25 protein-coding genes are annotated in these 25,763 nt (G+C 57.5%); 5 read left to right on the forward strand and 20 right to left on the reverse strand.

Annotated features, from left to right (window positions below; all coding sequences use genetic code 11):
• The first annotated feature begins 208 nt into the window (after positions 1 to 208).
• Together nrdD and nrdG are read left to right on the forward strand one after the other, a co-directional pair.
• On the forward strand, positions 209 to 2,344 hold the full coding sequence (gene nrdD / locus IAE48_RS09025) for an anaerobic ribonucleoside-triphosphate reductase (protein WP_200134148.1): 2,136 nt from the start codon (positions 209 to 211) through the stop codon (positions 2,342 to 2,344).
• Between the two features lie 231 nt (positions 2,345 to 2,575).
• Positions 2,576 to 3,040, forward strand: coding sequence for an anaerobic ribonucleoside-triphosphate reductase-activating protein (gene nrdG, locus IAE48_RS09030; RefSeq protein WP_200134149.1), 465 nt, complete (start codon positions 2,576 to 2,578; stop codon positions 3,038 to 3,040).
• A 5-nt stretch (positions 3,041 to 3,045) separates the two neighbouring features.
• Here the strand turns inward: nrdG and IAE48_RS09035 are convergent, their stop codons facing one another.
• The 13 genes from IAE48_RS09035 to pmbA form a co-directional block, all read right to left on the reverse strand.
• Entirely contained in the window at positions 3,046 to 3,330 is a 285-nt protein-coding gene (locus IAE48_RS09035; RefSeq protein ID WP_128483767.1) for a type II toxin-antitoxin system RelE/ParE family toxin, read from the reverse strand.
• Positions 3,320 to 3,562 carry a type II toxin-antitoxin system RelB/DinJ family antitoxin gene (locus IAE48_RS09040; RefSeq protein WP_200134150.1) on the reverse strand — a complete coding sequence of 81 codons (243 nt, stop codon included), beginning with the start codon at positions 3,560 to 3,562 and terminating at the stop codon, positions 3,320 to 3,322. Before IAE48_RS09040 ends, IAE48_RS09035 begins: the two co-directional genes overlap by 11 nt.
• Before the next feature lie 78 nt (positions 3,563 to 3,640).
• Complete coding sequence (locus tag IAE48_RS09045) at positions 3,641 to 5,551, reverse strand: PRD domain-containing protein (protein WP_200134151.1); 1,911 nt, start codon at positions 5,549 to 5,551, stop codon at positions 3,641 to 3,643.
• 81 nt (positions 5,552 to 5,632) lie between these two features.
• Entirely contained in the window at positions 5,633 to 6,370 is a 738-nt protein-coding gene (locus IAE48_RS09050) for a KDGP aldolase family protein (protein WP_200134152.1), read from the reverse strand.
• Positions 6,367 to 7,485, reverse strand: a complete 1,119-nt coding sequence (locus IAE48_RS09055) for a DgaE family pyridoxal phosphate-dependent ammonia lyase (protein WP_094419227.1) — start codon at positions 7,483 to 7,485, stop codon at positions 6,367 to 6,369. Before IAE48_RS09055 ends, IAE48_RS09050 begins: the two co-directional genes overlap by 4 nt.
• Positions 7,469 to 8,602: an amidohydrolase/deacetylase family metallohydrolase gene (locus IAE48_RS09060; protein ID WP_200134153.1), complete on the reverse strand. Its 1,134-nt coding sequence runs from the start codon at positions 8,600 to 8,602 to the stop codon at positions 7,469 to 7,471. The genes IAE48_RS09055 and IAE48_RS09060 overlap by 17 nt, the downstream gene beginning before the upstream one ends.
• A 42-nt stretch (positions 8,603 to 8,644) precedes the next feature.
• On the reverse strand, positions 8,645 to 9,286 hold the full coding sequence (locus IAE48_RS09065; RefSeq protein ID WP_200134154.1) for a DUF4310 family protein: 642 nt from the start codon (positions 9,284 to 9,286) through the stop codon (positions 8,645 to 8,647).
• A 9-nt stretch (positions 9,287 to 9,295) separates the two neighbouring features.
• The gene (locus IAE48_RS09070; protein ID WP_124970326.1) at positions 9,296 to 10,072 is read right to left on the reverse strand and encodes a DUF4311 domain-containing protein; all 777 of its coding nucleotides are present in this window, start codon (positions 10,070 to 10,072) and stop codon (positions 9,296 to 9,298) included.
• Positions 10,073 to 10,123: 51 nt separating this feature from the next.
• A complete protein-coding gene (locus IAE48_RS09075) occupies positions 10,124 to 10,420 on the reverse strand; it encodes a DUF4312 family protein (RefSeq protein ID WP_023480238.1) in 297 nt (98 codons plus the stop codon).
• 2 nt (positions 10,421 to 10,422) lie between these two features.
• The gene (locus tag IAE48_RS09080; protein ID WP_023480243.1) at positions 10,423 to 10,785 is read right to left on the reverse strand and encodes an SFCGS family glycine-rich protein; all 363 of its coding nucleotides are present in this window, start codon (positions 10,783 to 10,785) and stop codon (positions 10,423 to 10,425) included.
• Positions 10,786 to 10,795: 10 nt separating this feature from the next.
• Positions 10,796 to 11,134: a glycine dehydrogenase gene (locus tag IAE48_RS09085; protein WP_071789532.1), complete on the reverse strand. Its 339-nt coding sequence runs from the start codon at positions 11,132 to 11,134 to the stop codon at positions 10,796 to 10,798.
• 852 nt (positions 11,135 to 11,986) lie between these two features.
• Positions 11,987 to 12,373, reverse strand: coding sequence for a cytochrome b562 (gene cybC, locus IAE48_RS09090; protein WP_023478426.1), 387 nt, complete (start codon positions 12,371 to 12,373; stop codon positions 11,987 to 11,989).
• Positions 12,374 to 12,428: 55 nt separating this feature from the next.
• Positions 12,429 to 13,781 (reverse strand): metalloprotease PmbA, encoded by a 1,353-nt coding sequence (gene pmbA / locus IAE48_RS09095; RefSeq protein ID WP_042714065.1) that lies wholly within the window; start codon positions 13,779 to 13,781, stop codon positions 12,429 to 12,431.
• Positions 13,782 to 13,875: 94 nt separating this feature from the next.
• On the opposite strand from pmbA, the gene yjgA reads away from it, so the two are divergent.
• Both yjgA and IAE48_RS09105 read left to right on the forward strand, forming a co-directional pair.
• Positions 13,876 to 14,433, forward strand: a complete 558-nt coding sequence (yjgA, locus tag IAE48_RS09100; protein ID WP_023478484.1) for a ribosome biogenesis factor YjgA — start codon at positions 13,876 to 13,878, stop codon at positions 14,431 to 14,433.
• A gap of 259 nt (positions 14,434 to 14,692) precedes the next feature.
• Positions 14,693 to 15,901 carry an aldose 1-epimerase family protein gene (locus tag IAE48_RS09105; RefSeq protein ID WP_200134155.1) on the forward strand — a complete coding sequence of 403 codons (1,209 nt, stop codon included), beginning with the start codon at positions 14,693 to 14,695 and terminating at the stop codon, positions 15,899 to 15,901.
• A 60-nt stretch (positions 15,902 to 15,961) separates the two neighbouring features.
• On the opposite strand, the gene mpl is transcribed toward IAE48_RS09105, so the two are convergent.
• Entirely contained in the window at positions 15,962 to 17,344 is a 1,383-nt protein-coding gene (mpl, locus tag IAE48_RS09110) for a UDP-N-acetylmuramate:L-alanyl-gamma-D-glutamyl-meso-diaminopimelate ligase (protein ID WP_124970340.1), read from the reverse strand.
• Positions 17,345 to 17,623: 279 nt separating this feature from the next.
• Between mpl and fbp the strand changes: the two genes are divergently transcribed.
• Positions 17,624 to 18,622: a class 1 fructose-bisphosphatase gene (gene fbp / locus IAE48_RS09115; protein ID WP_023478503.1), complete on the forward strand. Its 999-nt coding sequence runs from the start codon at positions 17,624 to 17,626 to the stop codon at positions 18,620 to 18,622.
• A gap of 44 nt (positions 18,623 to 18,666) precedes the next feature.
• Here fbp and IAE48_RS09120 read toward each other — a convergent pair whose 3' ends face one another.
• From IAE48_RS09120 to ytfQ, 6 genes are all read right to left on the reverse strand, one after another.
• Positions 18,667 to 19,164, reverse strand: coding sequence for a DUF2569 domain-containing protein (locus IAE48_RS09120; RefSeq protein ID WP_200134156.1), 498 nt, complete (start codon positions 19,162 to 19,164; stop codon positions 18,667 to 18,669).
• Positions 19,165 to 19,180: 16 nt separating this feature from the next.
• The gene (locus IAE48_RS09125) at positions 19,181 to 20,746 is read right to left on the reverse strand and encodes a methyl-accepting chemotaxis protein (RefSeq protein WP_200134157.1); all 1,566 of its coding nucleotides are present in this window, start codon (positions 20,744 to 20,746) and stop codon (positions 19,181 to 19,183) included.
• A 110-nt stretch (positions 20,747 to 20,856) separates the two neighbouring features.
• The gene (gene yjfF, locus IAE48_RS09130; RefSeq protein WP_200134158.1) at positions 20,857 to 21,855 is read right to left on the reverse strand and encodes a galactofuranose ABC transporter, permease protein YjfF; all 999 of its coding nucleotides are present in this window, start codon (positions 21,853 to 21,855) and stop codon (positions 20,857 to 20,859) included.
• Positions 21,842 to 22,867 carry a galactofuranose ABC transporter, ATP-binding protein YtfT gene (gene ytfT, locus IAE48_RS09135; RefSeq protein ID WP_164483628.1) on the reverse strand — a complete coding sequence of 342 codons (1,026 nt, stop codon included), beginning with the start codon at positions 22,865 to 22,867 and terminating at the stop codon, positions 21,842 to 21,844. The genes yjfF and ytfT overlap by 14 nt, the downstream gene beginning before the upstream one ends.
• Positions 22,868 to 22,877: 10 nt before the next feature.
• Complete coding sequence (ytfR, locus tag IAE48_RS09140) at positions 22,878 to 24,380, reverse strand: galactofuranose ABC transporter, ATP-binding protein YtfR (RefSeq protein WP_200134159.1); 1,503 nt, start codon at positions 24,378 to 24,380, stop codon at positions 22,878 to 22,880.
• Positions 24,381 to 24,434: 54 nt separating this feature from the next.
• Positions 24,435 to 25,391, reverse strand: a complete 957-nt coding sequence (ytfQ, locus tag IAE48_RS09145; protein ID WP_023478471.1) for a galactofuranose ABC transporter, galactofuranose-binding protein YtfQ — start codon at positions 25,389 to 25,391, stop codon at positions 24,435 to 24,437.
• Positions 25,392 to 25,763 lie beyond the last annotated feature (372 nt).

Raw genomic sequence — 25,763 nt, forward strand, 5'->3', positions numbered from 1 at the left:
ATCACTATATATAGAAATTAGAATGCCACCCGGCCCTACATGTTGTAGTTCTTGACTATTATACGAACAAACCTACCGCCCGGAATGCACGTCATTCTGTGGATAATCGGGGCCAGAACGGGACGAACTTATTGGTTTTAATAATGAATAACCAACCGATGGGGCGTCTTTATCGTGTGGATAACCTGTTTTGCAGAAGGGAGTGATCATGACACCGCATGTGATGAAACGAGATGGCTGTAAAGTGCCTTTCAACTCAGCGCGAATCCAGGAGGCAATCTGGCGCGCCGCAACCGCAGCGGGAGTCGATGACGCAGACTATTGCGCCACCGTCGCAGCAGTTATCAGTAGCCAGATGCAGGATCGCGCGCAGGTCGATATCAGCGAAATTCAGACCGCCGTTGAAAATCAGCTGATGTCCGGCCCTTACAAGCAGCTGGCGCGCGCCTATATTGAGTACCGTCACGACCGCGATATCGCCCGCGAAAAGCGTGGTCGCCTGAATCAGGAGATCCGCGGCCTGGTGGAGCAGACCAACTCGGCGCTGCTCAACGAGAATGCCAACAAAGACAGTAAAGTGATCCCGACCCAGCGCGACCTGCTGGCGGGGATTGTCGCTAAACACTACGCCCGTCAGCACTTGCTGCCGCGCGACGTGGTGCAGGCTCATGAGCGCGGCGAGATTCACTACCACGATCTCGACTACTCCCCCTTCTTCCCGATGTTCAACTGCATGTTGATCGACCTGAAGGGGATGCTGACCCACGGCTTTAAGATGGGCAATGCGGAGATTGAGCCGCCGAAATCGATCTCCACCGCCACGGCGGTGACCGCGCAGATTATCGCCCAGGTCGCCAGCCATATTTATGGCGGCACCACCATCAACCGCATTGATGAAGTGCTGGCACCGTTTGTTACTGAGAGTTTTGAAAAGCATCGCAAAGTGGCAAACGAGTGGCAGATCACAGACGCCGATGGCTACGCCCGCTCGCGCACCGAGAAGGAGTGCTACGACGCGTTTCAGTCGCTGGAGTATGAGGTCAACACGCTGCATACCGCCAACGGTCAGACGCCGTTTGTCACCTTCGGCTTTGGCCTCGGCACCAGTTGGGAATCGCGCCTGATCCAGCAATCGATTCTGCGCAACCGCATCGCAGGCTTGGGTAAAAACCGCAAAACCGCGGTGTTCCCGAAACTGGTGTTTGCCATTCGCGACGGGCTGAACCACAAGTTCAGCGATCCAAATTACGACATCAAACAGCTGGCGCTGGAGTGCGCGAGCAAGCGCATGTACCCGGACATTCTCAACTATGACCAGGTTGTGAAAGTGACCGGCTCGTTTAAAACCCCGATGGGCTGCCGCAGCTTCCTCGGCGTGTATGAAGAGAACGGTGAGCAGATCCACGACGGGCGTAACAACCTTGGCGTTATCAGCCTTAACCTGCCGCGCATCGCGCTGGAGGCGAAAGGGGATGAAGCCGCTTTCTGGACGCTGCTGGATAGCCGCTTAGCGCTGGCGCGCAAAGCGCTGATGACCCGTATCGCCCGCCTTGAAGGGGTGAAAGCGCGCGTGGCACCGATCCTCTATATGGAGGGGGCGTGCGGCGTGCGTCTGCAAGCGGATGACGATATTGCGCCGATTTTCAAAAATGGCCGCGCGTCGATCTCGCTGGGCTATATCGGCATTCATGAGACCATCAATGCCCTTTCCGGCAATAAACATATCTACGACAGCGAAACCCTGCGTGCGAAAGGCGTGGCGATTGTTGAGCACCTGCGCCAGGCGGTGGATCAGTGGAAAGAGGAGACCGGCTACGGTTTCAGCCTCTACAGCACGCCGAGCGAAAACCTCTGCGACCGCTTCTGCCGTATCGATACCGCCGATTTTGGCGTGGTCGATGGCGTAACCGATAAAGGGTATTACACCAACAGCTTCCATCTCGACGTGGAGAAGAAGGTGAACCCATACGACAAAATCGATTTTGAAGCGCCCTATCCGCCGTTAGCCAGCGGCGGGTTTATCTGTTACGGCGAGTACCCGAACATTCAGCACAACCTGCGCGCGCTGGAGGATGTGTGGGATTACAGCTATCAGCATGTGCCCTATTACGGCACCAATACGCCGATTGATGAGTGTTATGAGTGCGGTTTTACCGGCGAGTTTGCCTGCACCAGTAAAGGCTTTACCTGCCCGAAATGCGGCAATCATGACGCCTCCCGTGTGTCCGTCACCCGCCGCGTGTGCGGTTATCTCGGCAGCCCGGACGCGCGACCGTTCAACGCCGGCAAGCAGGAAGAGGTAAAACGCCGCGTGAAACACCTTGGCAATGGGCAGATGGGTTAAGCCCGGCGATGTGCCCGATGGCGCTACGCTTATCGGGCCTACGGTTGTTTGGCAAAACGACTCTGAATCGATTTCGCTAAACAGTTATGGCGGCAAGCAGGAAGCGATTTCGCAAAGCAATTGGCGTCATAACAAGGCGGCAAACGAAGGAATCCCGGCAGCTTACATAAGTAAGTGACCCGGGTGAGTGAGCGCAGCCAACACAGTTATGGCGTCAAGTGGGAAGCGAAAATGAAATATCATCAATACTATGCCGTCGACATTGTGAATGGCCCCGGCACCCGCTGCACCCTGTTTGTCTCCGGCTGCGTGCATGAGTGCCCGGGCTGCTACAACAAAAGCACCTGGCGGCTGAACTCCGGCCTGCCGTTTACGCTGGAGATGGAGGATCGGATCATCGCCGATCTCAACGACACGCGCATTAAGCGCCAGGGGATCTCGCTTTCCGGCGGCGATCCGCTGCATCCGCAAAACGTGCCCGATATTTTGAAGCTGGTAAAACGCATCCGCGCCGAGTGCCCCGGCAAAGATATCTGGGTGTGGACCGGGTATAAAATCGATGAGCTGAACGCCGCGCAGCAGGAGGTTGTGGATCTGATCAATGTGCTGATCGACGGCAAGTTTATGCAGGATCTGAAAGACCCGATGCTGATCTGGCGCGGCAGCAGCAATCAGGTAGTGCACCATTTGCGGTGATGGGGTTACAGGCGGTGATTAGCGCTGTGGTAAGCCGCCTCTTTTTCACGCTTACCGATCGCCACGACAAACACCGTCACCACGTTGTCTCTGACCTGGTAAATCAACCGATAGCCCGAGGCACGAAGCTTTATCTTGTAGCAATCCGGCAAGCCATGCAGCCGGGCTTTTTCTACTCTCGGTTGAACCAGCACTTCTGCGAGCTTCTTTTTAAACTGCGCCTGAACCGTCACGCCCAGTTTTTTCCACTCTTTCAACGCGCGCGGATCAAACACCAGTTCATAGATCATCCAGCCTGACCTTGATCCCTTTTTGCGGGTTCGCCAGGCGCTCTCTGACCACCTTCAGCAGTGCCGCTTCATCTTCACTCACCGTTACGGTTTTAACCGGCATGCGGCCATTCTCGGCAACGTATTGAAACAGCAGGCGCACCGCTTCGGTGGGCGTAATGTCGAGTTTCTCCAGCACTTTCCAGGCCTCCTCTTTGAGCTTGTCATCCAGTCGAACATTGAGCGTTGCCATTATGCCTCCGGGCAGGTGGGAGTGTGTAATGCAATATAGCATTACATTGGCATTACATCTGTTTTTGGATAACCGCTCTCAAAACCGGCTGACGCAGGCCATCGCCACGCGTTGAAAGGTGTCAAAATCGGCGCAGGCGCAGAGCCTGGCGGTGGCGCGTTCGCGCAGGAAGGTGACGAAGATATCGTAGATCGCCATCGCCTCTTCATACTCGCTTTTGCTGATCGCCAGTAAAAAGATAACGTGCGCCGTCTCATCGCCCCAGGCGATGCCCTGCGGGGCCAGCACGGTGTAAACCACGGTTTTCTTCGCCAGCAGGCCAAGGGCGTGCGGCAGCGCGATGCCTTCCCCGAGCATTGTGCTGACAATCGCTTCGCGCTCCACCACCGAATCGAGGAACTCGCCATCGACAAAGCCCTCCTGCTGTAGTTCGCCGCAGAGGGTGCGGAACAGGGTTTGCTGATCCATCGCTTCATCGATAATGCGAAAGTGGGCGGCGTCGAAATACTTCTTCAGCATCCACGGGCGGGTGCGGTCCACCAGCACCAGTTTGCCAATCTGCTCCAGCTGGTAGTCGCTGGGGAACGGCGCGATGGTCACCACCGGTTTATCTTTTTCGCTGATGCGCGCGGTAGAGATAACAAAATCTTCCGCCAGCGTGTCGCACTGCTCGTAGTCGCGCAGCGTCACGGTGCGGGTAATGACGATTTGCGGATATTTGCGTGCCAGCACCGCTTCAATCATCCGCACCATCGCATTCCCGGCATCGCACACCAGCAGCACGCGCGGCTGGCGCTGGTAGCCAACGTTGTAGTGCCGCTCCAGCCCGACGCCGATATGCAGCACCAGAAAACCGATCTCATTTTCGCTGATGGTATAAGGCGTATATTTCCCCCAGCTCGACACTGCCGCCAGCGTCATATCCCACGCCATCGGGTAGTGCTGTTTTATGTTATCCAGCAAGGGGTTAGGGATCATAATCTGGTAGCGCACGCGGGTGATCATGGTTTTGATATGGGTCAGCAGGTCGGCATGCAGCTGCGCATCGCCCTGCAGGTTGTAGTTATAGTGGGTGTTGATATAGCCAAGGATGTAGTTCACCAGCGTTTCGTCATCATCGGCGCTGATGGCGCTGGGTGCCGGATCCTGCACCCGCCGGGCGGCGATATGCACCCGCAGCCAGTGCTCCTCCGCCTCCGCCAACGGTTTGCCCGCCAGCTGCTGCAACGCACTGGCAATATCCCGTGCGGCGTGATGCACCTGCTCATCGCCATCGTCGGCGGTGAACTCCGAGAGCGGAAACCCCTCGCTGATGCGCCGCACGGCGACGGCGCAGTAGAGCTGGATAAAGCGATCGCCCTCATCGGTGAGGCGAATATGGTAGCGGCTAAAGCAGTCGTGCAGAAACGGCGCCAGTGCCTCCGGCACGCCCGCATTAAGGGCATCTTCGGTAATCAGCGGGTTATGGGCATTGTGCTGCGCCAGTTCCCACAGCAGGTCGGTAAGGCAGGCGCGCAGCGCCATCTCGCTGCCGAAGAGCTTCATGCCGTGGCGCGGGCGGGTCTCCAGCGTCAGGCGGTAGCGGGCGAACCACTCACGCACCTCGGTCATATCGTTTTGCAGCGTGGCGCGGCTGACAAACCACTCGTCAGCCAGATCCTCAAGCTTGAGCGAAAAGGCCGAGGTGAGAAAGCGCACCACCAGATAGTGGACCCGCTCCGGCCCGCTGCGTGGAATGCGCAGCGCGCGCGGGCGGGTGGCTTGCAGCGCGTGATAAAGCGCGGCATCGAGCACCTTCAGCTGGTAACCGCTACCGCGGCTCAAAATAAACTGCGCGCCGTGGTTCTCCAGCAACGCATTGAGCGCAGTGATATCAGCGCGGACGGTACGCGTGGAGACCGACAGCCGCTGCGCCAGCTCATCCTGCGGCAGCGTCTCGTTTTGCAGCAGGCTGAAGAGTTGCGCTAAACGTTGGTTCGGAAATCGCACGTCGTTACCTCATGGTTAAAAGTGCCGGAGATTGCTGATATATATCCAGATAATCAGGCCGGATAACGCCGGCGACAGGCCTTACACCAGCGCTTTAGTCATCATAAGCAGCTGGCGGACATCCGCCGGGCGGGTCTCGCCACTCACCTTATCAATAATTGAACTATAAATGTGCGGAATGATTTTGCTGACGCCCGCCGCCAGCGCTATTTCGACGATCTCGCTGAAATTCTCCAGATCGATGCCGCCGGTCGGCTCCAGCCAGAAGTCGTGCCGCGCGCAGGCTTCGGCAACGGCTTTGTACTCCTCGCGGCATTGCAACCCGCCCATCGGGAAATATTTGATTGAGCTACCGCCCATATCTTTCAGCAGGGCAATCGCCGTTTCCACCGGCACAATCGCGTCGGCGGCCTGGCTGCTGAGCGGCCCGGTGGAAATTTTTACCTGCCCCGGCGTGCCGGTGGGTGACACCAGACCATTAACTACCGTCTCGTTCTGCCCAAGCAGCGCGCGGCTGGTGCCTACGCCGGTAAAGACCTGGTTCACATGCTGCGGCTGCACTTCGCGGGAGATGGCGCTGACCATCGCCGACTGGTTCGGATCGCCAGCACCAAGGCCGACGGAGAGCGCGTTATCGATCCTCAGCGCATACTGGCGCATCTCGGCCACCGCCGAGTCGATATCCGGGTAGTTTTTTGACAGCACGCCAACCAGCACATGCCCTTCCGCCGCCTCATAGATGGCGCTGGCGTTATCGATGCTGCCTGCCAGCACGTTCAGACATACGCGGTCGTGGTAAAAGTTGGGGGTCAGTTTCATGGGCGTGGCTCCTTATTCAGTTCCTCGGCGATGCGTTGCGCGATGATGGTCAGTTGCTCGGCGCTGACGCTGCGCACATCGGCTTCGATAATCCCTTCATTGGCTTTGTAGCCGCGAAAATAGATGGCGTACTCCCCCTGCTTGAGAGCCTCAACCAGTTCTCCGGTGGCGATGCCTGTGACGGCTTCGTCAAATTTGATTTCACTGCGGGCGATGTCGCGCCCGGCGCTGTCCCACACCACGCGGGCGCTGACGCCATTAAGGCTATTGAGCTGTTCAATAAAGGGCGTCATTTTGGCGACCATCTCCGCCCCGCTCTCCTTTTTCGCGCTGAGGTAGTGCTCGATGGCGCAGGTGAGGCCAAGAATGCCCTCTTTGCCCACCTTCATTGCGCGGCCAATGCCCGCCGTCTGGCGTTTCACCCACTCGACATACTGCGTTTTACCAATCACCAGCCCACTGGTTGGCCCTTCAATCGCTTTCGCGCCGCTGTAGATCACCAGATCGGCCCCGGCGCGGTAGTAGCACTGCAGATCCTCTTCGGCGGCGGCATCGACAATCAGCGGCAGGTTATGTTTACGCGCTACAACGGCGGCCTGCTCGACGCTGAGCATGCTCTTCTGCACGCAGTGGTGGGACTTAATAAAGAGGATCGCCGCAGTGCGCGGGGAGATCGCCGCCGCCAGCTGATCGGCGGAGCATTCGTTGGCGTAACCGGCTTCAACCACTTTGCCGCCGCCAAGCGCCACCATCGTGCCGACCGGCGCACCGTAGTTGACGTTGTGCCCGCGCGGCAAAACAATCTCACTGTTTTCGATCTTTGTGCTGTGCAGGTTCTCCAGCAGCCAGTCGCTCTCTTTCACCAGCACGGCGGCAACGGCTTGCGCCAGCCCGGCCGAGGCGCAGGAGACGACGGTTGCGCCTTCCACATCCAGCAGCTTCGCGATGTAGTCGCCGGTTTTATTCACCAGGTCTTTCATTTCAAAGTAGTGGTTCATGCCCTGCAACGCCGCCTCCACCACTTCCGGGCGCGGGGTCGAAACGCCGAGCGCCGTCATGCGCCCGGAGGCGTTAATCACCTGTTTTAACTGGTACTTCTCATAAATCGAAGACATGCTCTGCCCTCCCTTGTTCGGTCAGATAGCCCCGGCCCGCGCGAATGGCGGCCAGCGGCGTAAGTAACTGGTCAGCCTGCAAGGCGCTGTTCTCTGCATCGGTAAACAGCACCGGCTGGCGGCGAAGATCGAAAATCGTCAGATCGGCATCAAAGCCAACCGCCAGCCGCCCCTTTTTCGCCAGGCGCAGGCCGTCGGCGGCGTGTTCCGTCACGCAGGCGATCACCTGCGGCAGCGAGAGGCCGATGGCGAGAAACTTGGACATCACGTTCGCCAGCGATCGCACCGGGCCATCGATGCGGTTGCGGCAGTAGATATCGGAACTGATGGTGTGCGGCAAAATACCGAGGCCGATGGCCTGCTTCGCCACCGCAAAGCTGAAGCTGGCGCTGCCGTGGCCGACATCAAGGCGCACGCCACGCGTGATGGCGCGGGTCACCGCAGCGCGCAGTTCGCCGCCCGGCGTCAGAATGCGGTTCGGCTTGCCGTTATAGCAGTGGGTGATGATGTCCCCGGCGCTCAGCAGGTCGGCAATCTCATCGAGGTTTGGCGGGTTATTGCCGATATGCACCATCAGCGGCAGATCGCCATTCTCCTGCTGCATCGCCTTCGCGCGTTCCAGCGGCGTGATGCCGTTGTCGCCAACCACGCTGCTGCTCATGCGTGCCTTCAGGCCAACAACAAAATCGGGGTGGCGCTGCACGGCGTCGCGCACGGCACGGGCGTCAATATTGTCGAGGTTCGCAAGCTCGTTCTGCGCAATCAGCCCGACGCGGGAAATATTGAGCAGGGCGTAAACGTCGGTCGTGGCCTGGCGGGTGATGGCGTAGAAGTCATCAATATCATCCGCGCCGGTGCTGCCAGCATCGATAACCGTGGTGACGCCGGTTTCAATCCCGACGCTGTCCGGTTGGTCATAGTAAATTGGCGAGTTGGGGTAGCAGTGGACATGGGAGTCGATCCAGCCAGCGCTGACATAGTGTTTGCCCGCCAGATCGACGCTTTTCACCGCCGGGCCGCTAATTTCGCCAAGTGCGGCGATTTTCCCGTCGCTGAGGGCAATATCCGTTACCGTATCGTCCACCAGACGCGCCCGGCGCAGGAGTAAATCAAACATATCTCTCTCCAGAAGTGACGGGTGCCGCAGCACCCGTATCGATCAGAGTGCGACCGGGAAGATCGCGCCCAGCAACATTGCGCCGAGGATAGCGCCGCCGGTAATCGGCTTTTGCCAGAGGTAAAAGAGCAGCGCGCCCACCAGCGAGCCAATACCAATCGGAATCGAGGCGGTCATCGCGCTTAAGATAATCAGCGGGCCAAGAAAACGGCCGGAAGCGTTACCCGCACCCATCATTACGTCTGCGCCGTAGGTGGAGTCGCTCTGATTAATGGTGAATTTACGCGCCAGAATGATCAGGTAACCAATCGCCAGGCCAATCACCAGCCCGGTGGCCAGCGAGGCGATAAAGTTGGCGACCGGGAAGACAAAGCCCGCGCCGAGCAGCAAGGCGGGCACACCAAGGCCAACACCGGTCTGGATCGCGCCGCCGATATCGAGAATGCCGACCAGCGACCCTTCGATAATGCGCGCGAACAGGAAGCTGGCACCGAAGGCGGCGACCGCGCCATAAACGCCGGTGTCCATCCCCGCGCGCAGCATCGAGACAAACGCCACTTCGTTAAACGCGCCGATGCCGTAGAGGTAGTACATGTGCGTTCCGGCAAAGACGCCGGAGGAGAGCAGGCCAACGAAGATCGGGAATGACCAGTCGGCGTACCAGAAGCCTTTATTCTCTTCCATTGCAGATCCTTATTTGCCGCTCAGCGAGTTGTGGATGAGCTCCAGCCAGTTCGGCGCGCTCAGGTGGAATGACTCAATCATTTTCAGATCGAAGCCGCGGAAGAAGGCGCTCAGCACAAACAGGGCGACAATGGCGCTCATCATCACTTTGGTGACGCGGTTCCAGCCGCTCTCTTCCACCCCTTTACCAATCAGGATGCCGAGCACCAGGCCCGGTACGGCATTGCCCATAATCAGCTGCGCTGCGCCGCCGAATACCGTCGCCCAGAAGCCCGATTTTTTGCCCGCGTCGATCGCCGCCAGCCAGAAGATCACCGGCATGATGGTGTTGACCAGCAGGTTAGCGGCGGGTACCAGCACTTTCACGGCGGTGACTTGCAGCGCTGCAGGCACGGAGGAAGCCGTAAGGTTAAGGAAGGTGACGACCACCATGCCGATCAAACCACAGGCAATCGCCATCTTTTTCGGATTGTGCAGGGTTTCGCCGACGTTGCGGTTTTTGACCATCAGCGCCGCCGCGCCCCAGTTCGGAATGATGCGGTGATCAACGTCCTGGGTAAACGAACCCGCCGCTACTGATGAAGCCCAGGCGTTAAAGAAGAAGCCCAGGCCAAAGGAGAAGTGCGACGCCGGATCCCCTTCGCAGGAGTTCAGCTCGCCCAGTGTACGAAATGCGCCCATTCCCTGAGTGGTTGGCGCGTGAAACATGCGTGCAGCCCCGGCGCCCACACCGACGCCGACCAGGCCGCCGATAATGAGCGATTTTATTAGTATGAGTAAGAACATCAGTCTGCCCTCTTCTACCCTGCCAGCGATGCCTGCGGGGTATGCGGTAAGTTAGTGCGTGACGAACTCCACCTTATCGAGATTGATGGCGGTCACGTTGACGGTCACGTCCAGCTCCACACTGTACGAGCGTCTTTCGCGACGCAGAAAGAGGAACAGAAAAGCCTCTTTGCGCGTCGTTTCCTGCGCCTGAACGACCTGCACATCCTGTGGCTCAATACGCAGTAAAATGTGCGGCGACGCCTTCATCACCGCGGCCTGAACATGGTTCAGCGCGTCAGCAAAGGCGCGCGTTTTGGCGTCGCCCTTGCCCTTCACCCTGACCGTGGTGGTGAACTGTTCTTTCATGGTTATGCGCCGTGTTTTTTCTGCCACGCCTGCACCAGGCGCTCGCCTAACTCTTCTTTATCCATAAAGCCGAAACCGAGTACTTTGCACCCTTCATTGATGGCGGTGACGCCCTCGTCGATGGAGCGCATGCCGTGTTTCGCTTTATAGCCATATTTGTTCTGCGCGGTGATGGCGCCTGCGCCGCCGCTGCCGCAGAAGGAGATGCCGAAGGTGGCGTTTTCCGCGTTCATCACATCGCCAAGTTTCATATCCGCCGCCACGCCCGGTACCACTACCGCGCGGCCGCCCGCTTTCTCGACGCCTGCCGCCACTTTCTGCCCTTTGCCCAGGCGGTCGCCAATCACTACGGTAATCTGTTCCATGGTTTGCTCCTTAAAGGTTCTCTTTTGCCACTTCGAAGTGCACTGACAGCAGCCAGGCCTCTTCTTGCGGGAGATTGCCAAACGCCGCTACCACGTCGTGGGCGAGGCGCATCGATTCAGGCGAGATCTCATCAAACAGGCTGGCATCCACTTCCGGCAGCGGCTCGCCGGTCACCGACCGGTGCGCCATCGCGCGAAGATGGGAGGTCAGCATCTGCTGCTGCACCGCATTCGGCGTGATGTTCTGCGCATGAAGCAAGGTGTAGACCTGCGACAGCATGCGCTCCGCCAGGGTTGCCGTTTGCGCCGCCTGCATGGTCGCATCGTTCATTACCGCTCCGTTATTCACTCGTCGTACCCCGTTGATGGCTCAGGGATAAAGCTAACGGCGCGAAGGCAGAGTTTGTAGCGAGGAGTTTTCCACTTCGAAGTGGAAACCGGGAGGGCGTTAGTGATCTGCGCCACAAAAAAAGCACGCGGGGGGATTTTTCACTGAACGGCGGTCACAACGTTGGGTGATGAGGGCGGGATTTCATGCCCGCTGGAGCAGAAAAAAAGGGGCATGCAGGAGGAGAAAGTGTGAGGGGGATAAGGTTTGCTTATTGGGGGGCCGCTGGGGTTACGGTACCGCTGAAACCGCGTAGGCCAGATAAGGCGCAGCCGCCATCCGGCAATAGGGTTACCACGGTGGAATGGTTCCGTTCACCACGCGTTCGGGAGTTTCATTAATCTCTTATGCGGTGAACGGGATAAGGGGAGCGGCCGCGCTCCCCTTATCAATCCCCGCGGCCCCGCGAGGAAATCGGTGCTTCGCACTGCGCTCACCTCCCACGTGCCTGACTGCGGCCGGCTCGACTCGACTTGCTCGCCCCTACGGGGGCTCGCTCCCTGTCTCGGTTCGCCTCTGTCCGCCATCCATGGCGTCCAGACCTTGTCATTCACGCTTCGGTTCGCCGATTTCAGCGGGAACACAACCCCTCGCTGTGAGATCTTGGGTAAAAGCAATGTCGGTGTGGCTGTAGGTACGGTTTGGTAGGCCGGATAAGCGTGTAACGCGCCATCCGGCAATTGTGCCGAGGAGATAATGCCGGATGGCGGCTGCGCCTTATCCGGCCTACCACGGCACGTCACGCATGCTGGAAAACGGCATAAAAAAAGAGCCGCGACGGTGAGGTGGCGGCCCTTTCCTGATGGAATTCGGTTAACGGAATTTCTGATGATAGGTATTGCGGGTACCGGCAATATCCTTCGCTGCCGCCTTCGCCTCTTTCACTTTACCTTCGTTCGCCAGCTTCATAGCGCCGTCGATCTGGGCAATCAAAATATCAAAACCGTGGCGGAAATCCTTCATCTCCGGGCTGTCCGGCGCTTTGCCTTCCAGCTTCGGCGGGGTCTCTTTCTGGGCGTCCTGCGCGGCGGTGCGCATTTTCCCTAACGCCTCTTTCAACTCAGAAGCATCGTCGGTTTTCTGCACCACTTTGTAGTTGTCATTCAGCGTTTCCATATCATCTTCAAGGTCAGCGGCAAACACCGCTGAACCCACAAACAACGACGACACCGCGAGGATCGCTAACAGGTTTTTACGCATTGCTCATTTCCTTTTTTATTATCACGCTTAAAGGCGCAGAACGCCGCGCCACGAATTATTGTCCGGCGATCTTCATCTCCGGCAGCAACACTGAACCACACTGGATGTTACTGCGCTGTTCAATATCGTCACCGACGGTAACAATATTGCGCCACATATCCTTCAGGTTGCCGGCAATGGTAATTTCGCTTACTGGATACTGAATTTCACCGTTTTCTACCCAGAAACCAGACGCGCCTCGCGAATAATCCCCGGTGATGCCGCTAACGCCCTGGCCCATCAGTTCGGTGACCACCAGACCAGTGCCCATCTCTTTCAGCATCTGCTCAAAGCTCAGGCCGCGCCCGGCAATGCGCCAGTTGTGAATGCCGCCCGCGTGACCGGTGCTCTTCAGCCCCAGTTTGCGCGCCGCGTAGCTGGTCAGCAGCCACTGCATCAGCACGCCCTCTTTGACGATATCGCGGCGCTCGGTGCGCACGCCTTCGCTGTCGAACGGCGTGGAGGCTAGCCCTTTACGCAGGTGCGGGTGCTCTTCAATGGTTAACCACTCCGGCAGGATCTGCTTGCCGAGGTAATCGAGTAAAAAGGTCGATTTGCGATAGACCGCGCCGCCAGCAATCGCGCCAACCAGGTGACCAAACAGCCCGGTCGCCACTTCATTAGCGAAAATCACCGGCGCTTTCATGGTCGACAGTTTACGCGGCGAGAGGCGCGACAGCGTGCGGCGGGCGCACTCTTCACCCACCCACTCCGGCGTTTTTAACTCGTTGATATCACGGCTAATGGTGTAGGCGTAATCGCGCTCCATGTCGCCATTCGCTTCGGCAATCACGCTGCTCGACAGCGAGTGACGGCTGGAGCAGTAGCTCTGCAACATGCCGTGGCTATTGCCGAAAACTTTAATGCCGTAGTGGCTGTTGAAGCTGCCGCCTTCGGTGTTGCTGATGCGTTTGTCCGCTTTCAGCGCCGCCTGCTCGGCGCGCGCCGCCCACTCAATTGCTTCATCGGGGGTCACTTCCGCCGGGTGGAAAAGATCGAGATCCGGCGCGTCAAAGGCCAGCAGCTCTTTTTCTGCCACGCCAGCGAACGGGTCTGGCGAGGTGTAGCGGGCAATATCGAGCGCCGCCTGCACCGTGCGCGCAATCGCCTCCGGGCTCAGATCCGTCGACGAGGCGCTGCCTTTGCGGTTCTGGTGATAAACGGTGATGCCCAGGGCACCATCGCTGTTAAATTCGACATTCTCCACTTCACCATAGCGGGTGCTGACGCCGATACCGGTGGTTTTGCTGACCGCCACTTCCGCGCCATCCGAACGGCCTGAAGCCAGATCAAGCGCGGTTGCGACCGCTTCTTCCAGAACTTTGCGCTGTTGTGCCACTTGTGTGATTACTTTCATCGCCAATGCCATAATTAAGGGAGAGAATCTTTGAAGTCTAACAGAGAACCGTTTTTCAGTGCGCGCCTTAACTGGTAACATTAGCCTCTTTTTTAAGGAGCCTGAGATGACAAAGCAGCCCGACGACTGGCTCGACGACGTGCCCGGTAACGAGAGCGAAGACGAAGATGATGAGATCATCTGGGTCAGTAAGAGTGAAATTAAGCGCGATGCTGAAGAGTTAAAGCAGCTTGGCGCTGAAATGGTAGAGCTGGGAAAAAACGCGCTGGATAAGATCCCGCTCGACCAGGATCTGCGCGACGCCATTGAGCTGGCGCAGCGCATCAAGAAAGAGGGTCGCCGCCGTCAGTTGCAGTTGATCGGTAAAATGCTGCGTCAACGCGATGTCGAGCCGATTCGCCAGGCGCTGGATAAGCTGAAAAACCGCCATAACCAGCAGGTTGCCTTCTTCCATAAGCTTGAGCACCTGCGCGATCGCCTGATTGAAGAGGGTGATGACGCGGTGCCGGACGTGCTGAATCTGTGGCCGAATGCTGACCGTCAGCAACTGCGCTCGCTGATCCGCAACGCCAAGAAAGAGAAAGAGAGCAACAAGCCGCCAAAAACCGCGCGTTTGATCTTCCAGTATCTGCGTGAGCTCGCAGAGAGCAGCGAAGAGAGCTAAACCGCACAGAACCCTCTTTACCCGAAGAGGGTTTTTTTATCCCCGGCAAGCTGAAACGTTAAAGCTAAAAGTACGCCACTTCACATATTCATACCCTCCATTATTTTCATTTCATCAATAAACGAGATCAATATCTCCCTTTCCGCCTCTGCCCGACGCTCATTTTCAGCAGATGAAACGGATCACATTTTCCTGGCGGCGCAAAACGTAGATTCCTGCTGTAACGCAGGTAATCGATTCAGCTAAAAAGGAAAATAAGATGAAAAAGACCGTGATGCTCTCCGCTATTGCGCTGCTGGTGTCCGCGCCGGTGATGGCAAAAACCTGGGTGCTGACAAGTGCTGAAGGCAACATTGAGCAGGGAAACTGGCGTATCACCAGCGATCAGCTGAACATAAAAGATCAGCATTTCAGCATTGAACAGGTGGTGCTGCACGGCGGCAAGCAGGAGGGGAGCAAAGTCATCAAGCTGACCAGCAAAAACGGCCTGACCATTGCCCTTAGCCCAACGCGCGGCATGAATTTGCTCTACGCCGATGGTTTTGGTGTGCATATGGGCTGGAGTTCGCCGGTGAAAGAGGTGGTGAACCCGGCGTTTATCAACCTGGAGAGCCGCAACGGGCTTGGCTGGCTGGAAGGGTTCAACGAAATGGTGGTGCGCTGCGGCTATGAGTGGACGGGTCACCCGGTCACGGCTGACGGGCAGCTTTACACCCTGCATGGTAAAGCGGGCAATACGCCTGCCTCGCAGGTTTCCGTCGATGTCAGCGAAAAAGCGCCGTATGAGATCCGCATTCGCGGGCTGGTGAAAGAGAGCACCTTTAAGAAAGCGGATCTGCAAACCGAGATGGAGCTGCGCTACATTCCGGGCAGCAACAGCTTCAGCCTGCATGATGTGCTGACCAACCACGCCGACTACCCGCATGATTACCAGATCATCTATCACAGCAACTTCAGCAAACCGATCCTCGAAGAGGGTGCGCGCTTTATCACGCCGCTGGAGAGCGTCAGCCCGTTCAATGACTACGCCAAAGGCGGCATGAAAACGTGGCAAACCTATGCCGGGCCGACCAAAGGCTTCGACGAAATGGTCTTTAATATCAAACCGCTGGCCGATGCGAACAAGCAGACCGTCGCCGCGCTGCTGAATAAAGCGGGCGATAAAGGCGTGGCGATTGACTACAACACCGATCAGCTGCCAGTGCTGACGCTGTGGAAAAACACCGATACCGAAAAACAGGGTTACGTCACCGGTATCGAGCCGGGCACCAGCTACGCCTACCCGGTCACCATCGAGCGCGAGCAGAAACGCGTTAAGCAACTGCAAGCAGGCCAGAGCACCCGCTTCGACCTCACCTATACCCTGTTGCACAACCGCGATCAGGTGGCGAAAGTTGAAGAGCGCGTGAAAACCATTCAGGGCGACAAAGCGCCGCAATCTGTTGATACGCCGATGGCGAAAGAGTAACGCCAGGCATAAAAAAAACCGCGCCGGTCGCCCGTGCGCGGTTTTTTTACGCCTCAGCTATCAGGCTTTTTCAGCCGCGAGCTGCGCTTTCTTCTCCAGCTTATCGAGCAGCTTCTGGTGAATACCGCCGAAGCCGCCGTTGCTCATCACCAGAATGTGATCGCCCGGCTGGGCGCTTTTCACAATCTGATCCGCCAGCGTATCGACATCCGCGCTCCAGTGCGCAGGCTGGATACAGGCCTCCGCCACTTCCGCAACCTGCCAGGGAATATGCTGCGGTTGCAGGAGGAAGACCTCATCGGCACGGCCCAGCGAGGGCGCGAGGTCATCTTTGCACAGCCCCATCTTCATGGTGTTGGAGCGCGGCTCCAGCACGGCGATGATCTTCGCCGTGCCGCCCACTTTACCGCGCAGCGCGGCGAGTGTTGCGAGGATTGCCGTCGGGTGGTGCGCAAAATCGTCATATACGCAGACGCCGTGCGCTTCACCGCGCAGCTCAAGGCGGCGGCGGGCGTTGATAAACGAACCGAGCGCATTGGCGGCATCCGCAGGCGTAACGCCAACATGACGCGCAGCGGCGATCGCCATCAGACCGTTATGCATGTTGTGCTCGCCCACCAGACCCCAGTTGACCTGGCCGACGCATTCACCATCCAGCCACACTTCCCAGTTTGAAGCATCGGTGGTCAGCTTCTTCGCCTGCCAGTGGCCCTGATCGCCCACCAGCTCCTGCTCGCTCCAGCAGCCCATCGCCATCGTCTGTTTCAGGTTGATATCGTTTTCCGGCCAGATGATTTTCCCCTGCCCCGGCACGATGCGCACCAGGTGGTGGAACTGCTTCTGGATCGCTTTCAGATCGTCAAAAATGTCCGCGTGATCGAACTCAAGGTTGTTGAGGATCAGCGTGCGCGGGCAGTAATGGACGAATTTGGAGCGCTTATCGAAGAAGGCACAGTCGTACTCGTCAGCTTCGATAACGAAAAAATCGCTCTCGCCAAGGCGCGCGGAAACATCGAAATTGCCCGGCACGCCGCCGATGACAAAACCGGGTTTATAGCCGCAGGCTTCGAGGATCCAGGTCGCCATCCCGGCGGTGGTGGTCTTACCGTGCGTACCGGCAACCGCCACAACCCAGCGGTCGCGCAGCACAAAATCATGCAGCCATTGCGGGCCGGACATAAACGGAATGTTCTTCTCCAGTACCGCTTCGACACACGGATTTCCGCGGGTCATTGCATTGCCGATGATAACCAAATCCGGCGCGGGATCGAGCTGGCTTGCATCATATCCCTGAATTAAATCAATGCCTTGCTTCTCAAGCAGCGTGCTCATCGGCGGATAGACATTGGCATCCGAACCCGTTACCTGGTGGCCCAGCGAGCGCGCCAGCATTGCCAGCCCGCCCATGAAAGTGCCACAAATCCCCAAAATATGAATGCGCATACGTCATTATCCTTGCTTAACCTGGCGCACATTTTACGCATATGTTTAACGTCTGAGAAATGCATTTCAGGATAATCCGTACCCCGCTGGCGCGATTCACCTGTGCGCGAAGTTTTGAATGTTTGTTAGTATTGTTGCATGTCCGCTGCGTTTTCGTTTGCGAAAGCTCGGGTTGTTACCGTTTCGTTGGTAAACGGCCCTGAACTTCTTCGCCAAACATGCAGAAAACCGCAGGCTACAATCGCTTTACTCCATATTCAAAAATGCAGGGAAAGTGTTATGAAAACGTTAGGTGAATTTATTGTCGAAAAGCAGCATGAGTTCTCGCATGCCACGGGTGAACTGACTGCTTTACTGTCGGCGATAAAACTGGGCGCCAAGATCATTCATCGCGATATCAATAAGGCCGGTCTGGTCGATATCCTGGGTGCCAGCGGTGCTGAGAACGTACAGGGCGAAGTGCAGCAAAAACTCGACCTGTTTGCGAACGAGAAACTGAAATCCGCGCTGCGCGCCCGCGATATCGTCGCCGGTATCGCCTCTGAAGAAGAAGATGAGATCGTCGTTTTCGAAGGGTGCGAACACGCTAAATACGTGGTGCTGATGGATCCGCTGGATGGCTCCTCCAACATCGACGTTAACGTCTCTGTTGGCACCATCTTCTCAATCTACCGCCGCGTTACGCCTGTTGGTACGCCGGTCACCGAAGAGGATTTCCTGCAGCCGGGCAACAAACAGGTTGCTGCCGGTTATGTGGTTTACGGCTCGTCGACAATGCTGGTCTACACCACCGGCTGCGGCGTTCACGCCTTCACCTACGATCCGTCACTCGGCGTCTTCTGCCTCTCCCAGGAGCGCATGCGCTTCCCGGAACGCGGCAACACCTACTCGATTAACGAAGGGAACTACATCAAATTCCCGCAGGGCGTGAAGAAGTACCTCAAGTTCTGCCAGGAAGAGGATAAAGCGACCCACCGCCCTTACACCTCGCGCTACATCGGTTCACTGGTGGCGGATTTCCACCGTAACCTGCTGAAAGGCGGCATCTACCTCTACCCGAGCACCGCCAGCCACCCGCAAGGGAAACTGCGCCTGCTGTATGAGTGCAACCCGATGGCCTTCCTCGCGGAACAGGCCGGCGGCAAAGCGAGCGACGGTAAAGAGCGTATTCTTGATATCCAGCCAGAGAGCCTGCACCAGCGCCGTCCGTTCTTCGTCGGCAATGAGCATATGGTGGATGATGTTGAGCGTTATATGCGTGAGTACCCGGACGCATAACACGTTGTGATGGCCGGAGGGCGCGATGGCCCTCCGGCAAATCTTTACTTCACAAAGGTACGCTTCACGCGTTCGGAAACGATGAAGTAAGGGATCCAGATACAGGCGCTCAGCACATTACGCACCAGCGGTTTGACCGTATCAAAGACATAAGGCACATCCAGATAGTGGTGCCCCAACAGCAGATCGACGGCGACAAAGGCCGTACCCACCCCCACCAGTACAATGTAATGCCGCGGCAGCTGACGCTTTTTACGGAAAAAGAGGCTGCTGACAAACAGCGCATAGGCAAACATGCCGACAAACGACGCCAGCTCGAAAAAGAGGATCCCTTTCTGTCCCGAGCCAATCAGTGCGAAGTTCTCCATTAAAAAGCGCAGCGTAAAGTTAATGGATATCAGGTTGACTATGATCGACGCAACCAACCCCAGCGCCGGGAGATAGAGCCAGCCGCGGATCTTTTTAAACTCGCGCTCCTCGCAGATGGCACAATAGTCGCTGCCCTTCAGCGCCTCGCTATCACATTGAATACATACAGCCATGACACCTTACCTTTGATTATGCTTGCGTCTGCAAACGGAACGACGCCATCGCTTCAAGCAGCTCTCGTGATTGCTGCTCCAGCGAGCGCGTCGCCGCAGACGATTGTTGTACCAGCGCCGCATTCTGCTGCGCCGTTTCATCCATCTGACTTACTGCAATATTAACCTGCTCAATACCGCGACTCTGCTCTTGCGAGGCGTTAGCAATTTCGCGCATTAATTTAGTCATGCGCAACACCTCTTCGGCGATCTCATCCATCGTTTCACCGGCCTGCATCGCCAGTTCGCTGCCTTCGGAGACCTGCGCTTGCGAGCTGCTGATAAGCTGGCGGATCTCTTTCGCAGAGTCGGCGCTGCGGCTGGCGAGGCTGCGTACTTCGCCCGCCACTACCGCAAAGCCTCTGCCCTGCTCACCCGCGCGCGCCGCTTCGACGGCGGCGTTGAGCGCCAGAATGTTGGTCTGGAAAGCAATGGCGTCGATCACGCTAAGAATATCGGCGATGCGATCGGAACTGCCAGCGATATCGCGCATTTTCTCAATCACATAGCAGACCATTTCGCTGCCGCGATCGGCGGTATCGGAAACCGCTTTCGCCAGCGTGTGCGCCTGCTCGGCGTTGTCGGCGTTGAGTTTCACCGTGGCGGTGATCTGCTCCATGCTGGCGGCGGTCTGCTCAAGCGAATTGGCGGTGGATTCGGTGCGCTGCGAGAGATCGAGGTTGCCTGCCGCCAGCTCCCGGCTGCCGGTATCAATCTGCGAACTGGCATCGCGCACGCGCATCACGGAGCCGATCAGCGCATGGCGCATCTCCTCAATCGCCGCGTTCAGGCGGTTAAACTCTTTCCCCGTCACCTCGGTTTTCGCGGCAATCAGGTTGCCCGCCGCCACCTGTTCCAGTTGTTGAATCGAGGTGTCGAGGGGTTTAAGCAGCATATGGCGCAGCGCCAGCCAGGCGAGCACGATAATCCCGGCCACCAGCAGCGCGACCACAAAGATCAGTGACATAACAAAGCGCTTACTGCTCTGCACCGCCGCCACTTCGCTTTTACCGCGCGCTTCGCCCCACGCCTGGAAGGCCTGCATATCGTTATCGAACTGGCGGGAGACGGGGATCAGTTTGCTTTCGAGGAGTTCGTAATAGGCATCGGCGCTCTGTTGGTTGAGCGCGTCCTGCATCGGCTTAATGCCCTGGCTGACGTAATCGCCATAGCTTTTCGCCACCTTTGCCAGCAGCGCCGCGCCCTGCTCATCATCAACGCCCGCGCTGATAACGCCAGTTAGAGAGTGCTCACCGAGCGCGATTTCGTTATTGATCAGTTTTACGGAGTTGGCTGCATCATCAAGCAGGCCCACCTCCATCATACGCACCGCCTGGCCGGCTTCGTTGCGCGCGCGCAGAATCATGGTGTAGCCGCTATTCAGGCGCGCCATCTTTTCGCCCTGAAGCTGGTTGATTCGCGCCAGCGAAGCGGAGCTCTTATTGAGCGCATAAATACCGATACCGCTGACCAGCAGCAGCAGAAGAGTCATAACAGCCAGCAGAGAAAGTAAGCCCGTACGGATCGAAAGCGTTTTAAGCATGATGTGGATTCCGGTAGCGAAGAACTTTTTGGCGTAAATTAAGCCCATTCGTCAGTTATCGACCGCTACCGGAATTCCTTTAGAAGAAAAATAGCAATTTCAATATCTTGTTACTTTGTTGCCGTTGGGCTTACTCGCGTCACCGGCGAGTTCTGTCGGCTCTCCCACAGCACCGTCAGGCCGCGTTGCAGGGCGATAAAGATAAACAGTAGGATGCCGATGGCGATCTTCGTCCACCAGGAGCTGAGCGTACCGTCGAAGTTGATATAGGTCTGAATTAGCCCCTGAATCCCCACGCCGAACAGCGTGCCGAGCACCGTGCCAACGCCGCCGCTCAGCAGCGTGCCGCCGATCACCACCGAGGCAATCGCATCCAGCTCGACGCCCACGCCCGCCAGTGCATAGCCCGCCTGGGTGTAGATGGAGAAGACAATCCCGGCAAGCGTTGCCAGCCCCGTTGAGAGCATATAGATGCGAATGGTGGTGCTGCGCGTCGAGATGCCCATCAGGTTCGCCGAGGTGGCGTTACCGCCAATGGCGTAGACTTCGTTGCCAAAACGGGTGCGGTGAGCAAGGAAAATACCGACCACCACCACCATCAGCATCAGCAGCCCCATCGCGCTCAGCCGCCCGCCGCCTGGGATGGTCCAGGCGAGGCTGGAGAGGGTGTCATACATCGGGTGGTTAATGGGAATCGACTCTTCCGACAGCAGATAGCTGACGCCGCGCAGGAAGAACATCCCGGCGAGGGTGATGATAAAGGCCGGGATTTTCAGCGCGTCGATCAAAAGCCCCATAAAGGCCCCGAAAGCGCAGCCGATCAGCAAAATCAGCGGGAAGGCGAGCAGCGGCGAGATGCCCCAGGCACCAATCGCTTTTGCCAGGAAGACGCCGGTAAAAGCAATCACCGAGCCAACGGAGAGATCGATACCGCCGGAGAGGATCACAAAAGTCATACCGACGGCAATAATGCCAAGAAAGGCGTTATCCGTCAGGATATTACAGATGACGCGCGTCGAGGCGAAGCCGGGAAACTGCGTCAGGCAGTAGAGATAGCCGAGCACGAAAACGCCCAGCGTGATCATCAACGGCAGGTTACGTTTTATCATGACCGCGCACTCCTTTAAGCAACGCAATAAAGCGCGGCGACTGGACAATCAGTACACACATCACCACCACCGCTTTCACTACCTGGTTAAGCTCCGGCTGAAAACCGGAGAGCAGGATGCCGGTGTTCATGCCCTGAATAATCAGCGCGCCCACCACCGACAGCACAATGTTGAAACGCCCGCCCATCAGCGAGCCGCCGCCAATCACCACCGCCAGAATGGCATCCAGCTCCAGCCACAGCCCGGCGTTGTTGGCATCCGCACCGCGAATATCCGCCGTGACAATCACCCCGGCGATGGCCGCGCAAACGCCGCTCAGCACGTAGGTCAGCATCACCACCAGCCGCGTATTCACCCCGGCGTTTTTTGCCGCGCGGATATTAATCCCCACCGCTTCGATAAACATGCCCAGCGCCGTTTTGCGGGTAAAGAGCCAGAAGATAACTAATGTCACCAGCGCGATGATCACCGGAGTCGGGAAGAGCAGCAACGAGCCGCTGCCGAGCCATGCCAACGACGGCGCGTTAAAGGTGACGATCTGCCCGGAGGTGATCAACTGCGCGACCCCGCGCCCGGCGACCATCAGGATCAGCGTGGCAACAAAGGGCTGGATCTTGAGGATCGCCACCAGAATGCCGTTCCACAGCCCGGCCAGCACGCCGGTGGCCAGCGCCGCCAGCAGCACTACCGTCAGGCTATGGCCGGAGACGGTTAATGACGCCGCCGTTGCGCCAGCAATCGCCATCACCGCGCCGACCGAGAGATCGATGCCGCCGGTGGCAATCACCAGCGTCATGCCAATGGCCAGCAGCGCCACCGGCGCTGCGCGGTTAAGAATATCGATCGGGCTGCCAAACAGGCGGCCATCCTGCAACACCACCTGGTAAAAATGGGGCGCGACCAGGCTGTCCACCAGTAAAACCAGCAGCAGGGCTAAGATCTGCGGCGTGCCGGTCGGCCAGCTAAAACGGCGCTTCGGCTGCGCTTGTTGGCCCAGTGATTGAGGCATCACACTCTACTCCTTACGCCGCAATGGCATTCATGATCGCCGGAACGGAAAGCTCGGCGAGCGGGATCTCGGCGACCTGCTTGCGATCGCGCATGATGATCACCCGATCCGCATAGCCCACCAGCTCCTCCAGCTCAGAGGAGATCACCAGCAGCGCCAGCCCGTCGGCGCAGAGGGTCTCGATCAGGCGGATGATTTCAGCATGCGCGCCAACATCAATCCCGCGCGTTGGCTCATCGAGGATCAGGAACTGCGGGCGCGTCAGCAGCCAGCGCGAAAGCAGCACTTTTTGCTGATTGCCGCCGGAGAGAAACTCAATCGGCTGTTCGGCGCTCGGCGTGCGAATGCCCAGCTGGCGGATAAAGAGCTCGGCAATCGCGTTCTGCTCTTTACGCGGGATTGGACGCAGCCAGCCGCGCTGGGCCTGTAGCGCCAGCACGATATTCTCGCGTACCGAAGCGGCAGCGATAATGCCGTCCGTTTTGCGATCCTCCGGGCAGAAACCGATCCCGAGGCACGAGGCGCGATGGGGCGATCGCAGGGTTTGCGGCTGGCCTTTGATCATCGCACTGCCGCTGTCGGCGGGCTTGATACCAAAGATCACCTCTGCCGTTTCGGTGCGCCCGGAGCCCAGCAGCCCGGCGAGACCGACGATCTCTCCGGGGCGAACCTCAAGATCGAACGGGGCGATAACCCCTTTCTTGCCATAGTTGTTAAAGGCGGCCACCGGCTTGTTGCTAAGCAGCGTGCGCCCGGCGCGTTGCAGGGCGTTACTCTCCAGCTCGCGGCCCAGCATCATCTTCACCAGCTCAATTTGCGGCAGCTCGCGTGTTTCGCGACAGCCGACAAAGCTGCCGTTGCGCAGCACGGTGATGCGGTCGCAAACGGTGTAAACCTGGTCGAGAAAGTGGGTGACGAAGATGAGGCTGACGCCCTGATCGCGCAACTGGCGCATCAGGGTGAAGAGCATCTCCACTTCCTGGGTATCAAGACTGGCGGTTGGCTCATCGAGGATCAGCACTTTTGCCGAGAGATCGATAGCGCGGCAGATGGCGACAATTTGCTGCATCGCCACGGAGAAGCGGTTAAGCGGCTCGCGCACGTCGAGCGAGAAGCCGTAAGATTGCATCAGTTTGCTGGCGCGCTGCTCCATCTCTTTGCGGCGCAGCAGGCCGAAGCGGCGCGGCTCTCGGCCAATAAACAGGTTATCCGCCACCGACATATTCGGCAGCAGGTTCACTTCCTGGTAAACGGTGCCGATCCCCAGTTGTTGGGCATGGGCGGTATTTTTGGGATTGATAGCCTGGCCTTCGAGCCAGATGGTGCCCTTATCCGCGTGGTAAACCCCGGTCAGCGCTTTGATAAGCGTCGATTTTCCCGCGCCGTTCTCACCGAGCAGGGCCATGATTTCACCGCGTCGCAGCGAGAAATCCACGTTATCGAGCGCTTTTACGCCGGGAAAGAATTTACTTAAGCCTTCGGTACGCAGGATTTCCTGGTGTGCTTCCGCGTTCATTGTTGACCCCTTACACAGATGCCCTCTCCCCGGCGGGGAGAGGGACGACAGGACTCAGTAACCCATGTTTTTCTTCTTCTCCAGCTCCTCTTTCGCCGTATCCGGCAGATAGAGGGTGGATTTGGTAATGGTCAACTTCGGCGGCTCGGTGCCATCCTTTTTGAATTTCTCCAGCGCGTCAAATGCCGGGCCTGCCATGTTCGGCGTCAGCTCGACGCTGGCATTGGCTTCGCCATCGATCATCGCTTTATAGATATCCGGTACGCCGTCGATAGAGCCGGTGAGGATATCTTTGCCCGGTTTCAGGCCCGCTTCTTTAATGGCCTGAATGGCACCAATCGCCATGTCATCGTTATGGGCGTAAACCATGCAGATGTTTTTGCCGTTGTTCTCGGCTTTGATAAAGCTCTCCATCACCTCTTTACCTTTACTACGGGTAAAGTCACCGGACTGAGAGCGGATAATTTTGATGTTAGAGGCTTTAGAGATCGCTTCTGCGAACCCTTTCTTACGGTCGATGGCAACGCTTGCGCCAACGGTGCCCTGCAACTCAACCACGTTACACGGTTTGCCAGCGACGGTTTTCACCAGCCATTCACCAATCAGCTTCCCTTCGAGGACGTTGTCAGCGGTGACGGTAGTCATGTAGAGCGATTTGTCTTTCACATCGATGGAGCGATCCAGCAGGAAGACCGGGATCTTCGCCTCTTTCGCCTCTTTCAGCACCGGCTCCCAGCCAGTTGCAACCACCGGGGCGATAAAGATGGCGTCAACGCCCTGCGCGATGAAGGAGCGCACCGCTTTCAGCTGGTTCTCCTGCTTTTGCTGACCGTCAGCAATCTTCAGGGTAATGCCGCGTTTGCTGGCTTCGCTTTTCGCGACGTTGGTTTCAGCGGCACGCCAGCCGGACTCCGAACCGACCTGCGAAAATCCCACGGTTAACGACGCAGCCATCGCCATAGACGACATAGCTGCCGAAACTGCTGTGACAAGAAGTAAACGCTTCCACATAAGAGCATCCTCGTAGGGTTATTGTTGGCTACTACTTCGCCTGCGGGGAAACTATAGACAATCGGAGATGTAACAAAATGAGTTACATCACAAATCGGAAAAGTGAATGAATTGTTAGTTATCAGTTGCGATCTGGCGCGCGAAAAGGGGAGGCGAAACACAGCAGGAATCTCCCTTGAAATTGCAGAAATTTACTGACGCAGCAAAATCGCATTTTTACGCTGTAACCGCTTACACAAAATTATTCAGTATGCTGCTATGGATATGGACAAAGTTGTCATTAAATGGCGCCGGTAAAGGCTCTGAAAAGTCGCTGGCGAGTAAAAGAGCCCAAGACATTCACCGCCAGTTGGCTATAATACCCGGCACTTG

Origin of the sequence: Kosakonia sp. S57 (genome assembly GCF_016516575.1) — a bacterium.
GTDB lineage: Bacteria > Pseudomonadota > Gammaproteobacteria > Enterobacterales > Enterobacteriaceae > Kosakonia > Kosakonia cowanii.

What these genes read in the sequence shown, in the direction of transcription:
- IAE48_RS09120 (WP_200134156.1), bottom strand. Translation starts at nt 19,164, where the DNA reads ATGGCTGTATGTATTCAATGTGATAGCGAGGCGCTGAAGGGCAGCGAC.
- IAE48_RS09055 (WP_094419227.1), bottom strand. Translation starts at nt 7,485, where the DNA reads ATGTCTTCGATTTATGAGAAGTACCAGTTAAAACAGGTGATTAACGCC.
- cybC (WP_023478426.1), bottom strand. Translation starts at nt 12,373, where the DNA reads ATGCGTAAAAACCTGTTAGCGATCCTCGCGGTGTCGTCGTTGTTTGTG.
- ytfR (WP_200134159.1), bottom strand. Translation starts at nt 24,380, where the DNA reads ATGAACGCGGAAGCACACCAGGAAATCCTGCGTACCGAAGGCTTAAGT.
- IAE48_RS09080 (WP_023480243.1), bottom strand. Translation starts at nt 10,785, where the DNA reads ATGGAACAGATTACCGTAGTGATTGGCGACCGCCTGGGCAAAGGGCAG.
- IAE48_RS09060 (WP_200134153.1), bottom strand. Translation starts at nt 8,602, where the DNA reads ATGTTTGATTTACTCCTGCGCCGGGCGCGTCTGGTGGACGATACGGTA.
- IAE48_RS09040 (WP_200134150.1), bottom strand. Translation starts at nt 3,562, where the DNA reads ATGGCAACGCTCAATGTTCGACTGGATGACAAGCTCAAAGAGGAGGCC.
- nrdD (WP_200134148.1), top strand. Translation starts at nt 209, where the DNA reads ATGACACCGCATGTGATGAAACGAGATGGCTGTAAAGTGCCTTTCAAC.
- fbp (WP_023478503.1), top strand. Translation starts at nt 17,624, where the DNA reads ATGAAAACGTTAGGTGAATTTATTGTCGAAAAGCAGCATGAGTTCTCG.
- yjgA (WP_023478484.1), top strand. Translation starts at nt 13,876, where the DNA reads ATGACAAAGCAGCCCGACGACTGGCTCGACGACGTGCCCGGTAACGAG.
- yjfF (WP_200134158.1), bottom strand. Translation starts at nt 21,855, where the DNA reads ATGATAAAACGTAACCTGCCGTTGATGATCACGCTGGGCGTTTTCGTG.
- IAE48_RS09075 (WP_023480238.1), bottom strand. Translation starts at nt 10,420, where the DNA reads ATGAAAGAACAGTTCACCACCACGGTCAGGGTGAAGGGCAAGGGCGAC.
- nrdG (WP_200134149.1), top strand. Translation starts at nt 2,576, where the DNA reads ATGAAATATCATCAATACTATGCCGTCGACATTGTGAATGGCCCCGGC.
- IAE48_RS09065 (WP_200134154.1), bottom strand. Translation starts at nt 9,286, where the DNA reads ATGGAAGAGAATAAAGGCTTCTGGTACGCCGACTGGTCATTCCCGATC.
- IAE48_RS09070 (WP_124970326.1), bottom strand. Translation starts at nt 10,072, where the DNA reads ATGTTCTTACTCATACTAATAAAATCGCTCATTATCGGCGGCCTGGTC.
- ytfQ (WP_023478471.1), bottom strand. Translation starts at nt 25,391, where the DNA reads ATGTGGAAGCGTTTACTTCTTGTCACAGCAGTTTCGGCAGCTATGTCG.
- IAE48_RS09035 (WP_128483767.1), bottom strand. Translation starts at nt 3,330, where the DNA reads ATGATCTATGAACTGGTGTTTGATCCGCGCGCGTTGAAAGAGTGGAAA.
- IAE48_RS09125 (WP_200134157.1), bottom strand. Translation starts at nt 20,746, where the DNA reads ATGCTTAAAACGCTTTCGATCCGTACGGGCTTACTTTCTCTGCTGGCT.
- IAE48_RS09105 (WP_200134155.1), top strand. Translation starts at nt 14,693, where the DNA reads ATGAAAAAGACCGTGATGCTCTCCGCTATTGCGCTGCTGGTGTCCGCG.
- pmbA (WP_042714065.1), bottom strand. Translation starts at nt 13,781, where the DNA reads ATGGCATTGGCGATGAAAGTAATCACACAAGTGGCACAACAGCGCAAA.
- mpl (WP_124970340.1), bottom strand. Translation starts at nt 17,344, where the DNA reads ATGCGCATTCATATTTTGGGGATTTGTGGCACTTTCATGGGCGGGCTG.
- IAE48_RS09050 (WP_200134152.1), bottom strand. Translation starts at nt 6,370, where the DNA reads ATGAAACTGACCCCCAACTTTTACCACGACCGCGTATGTCTGAACGTG.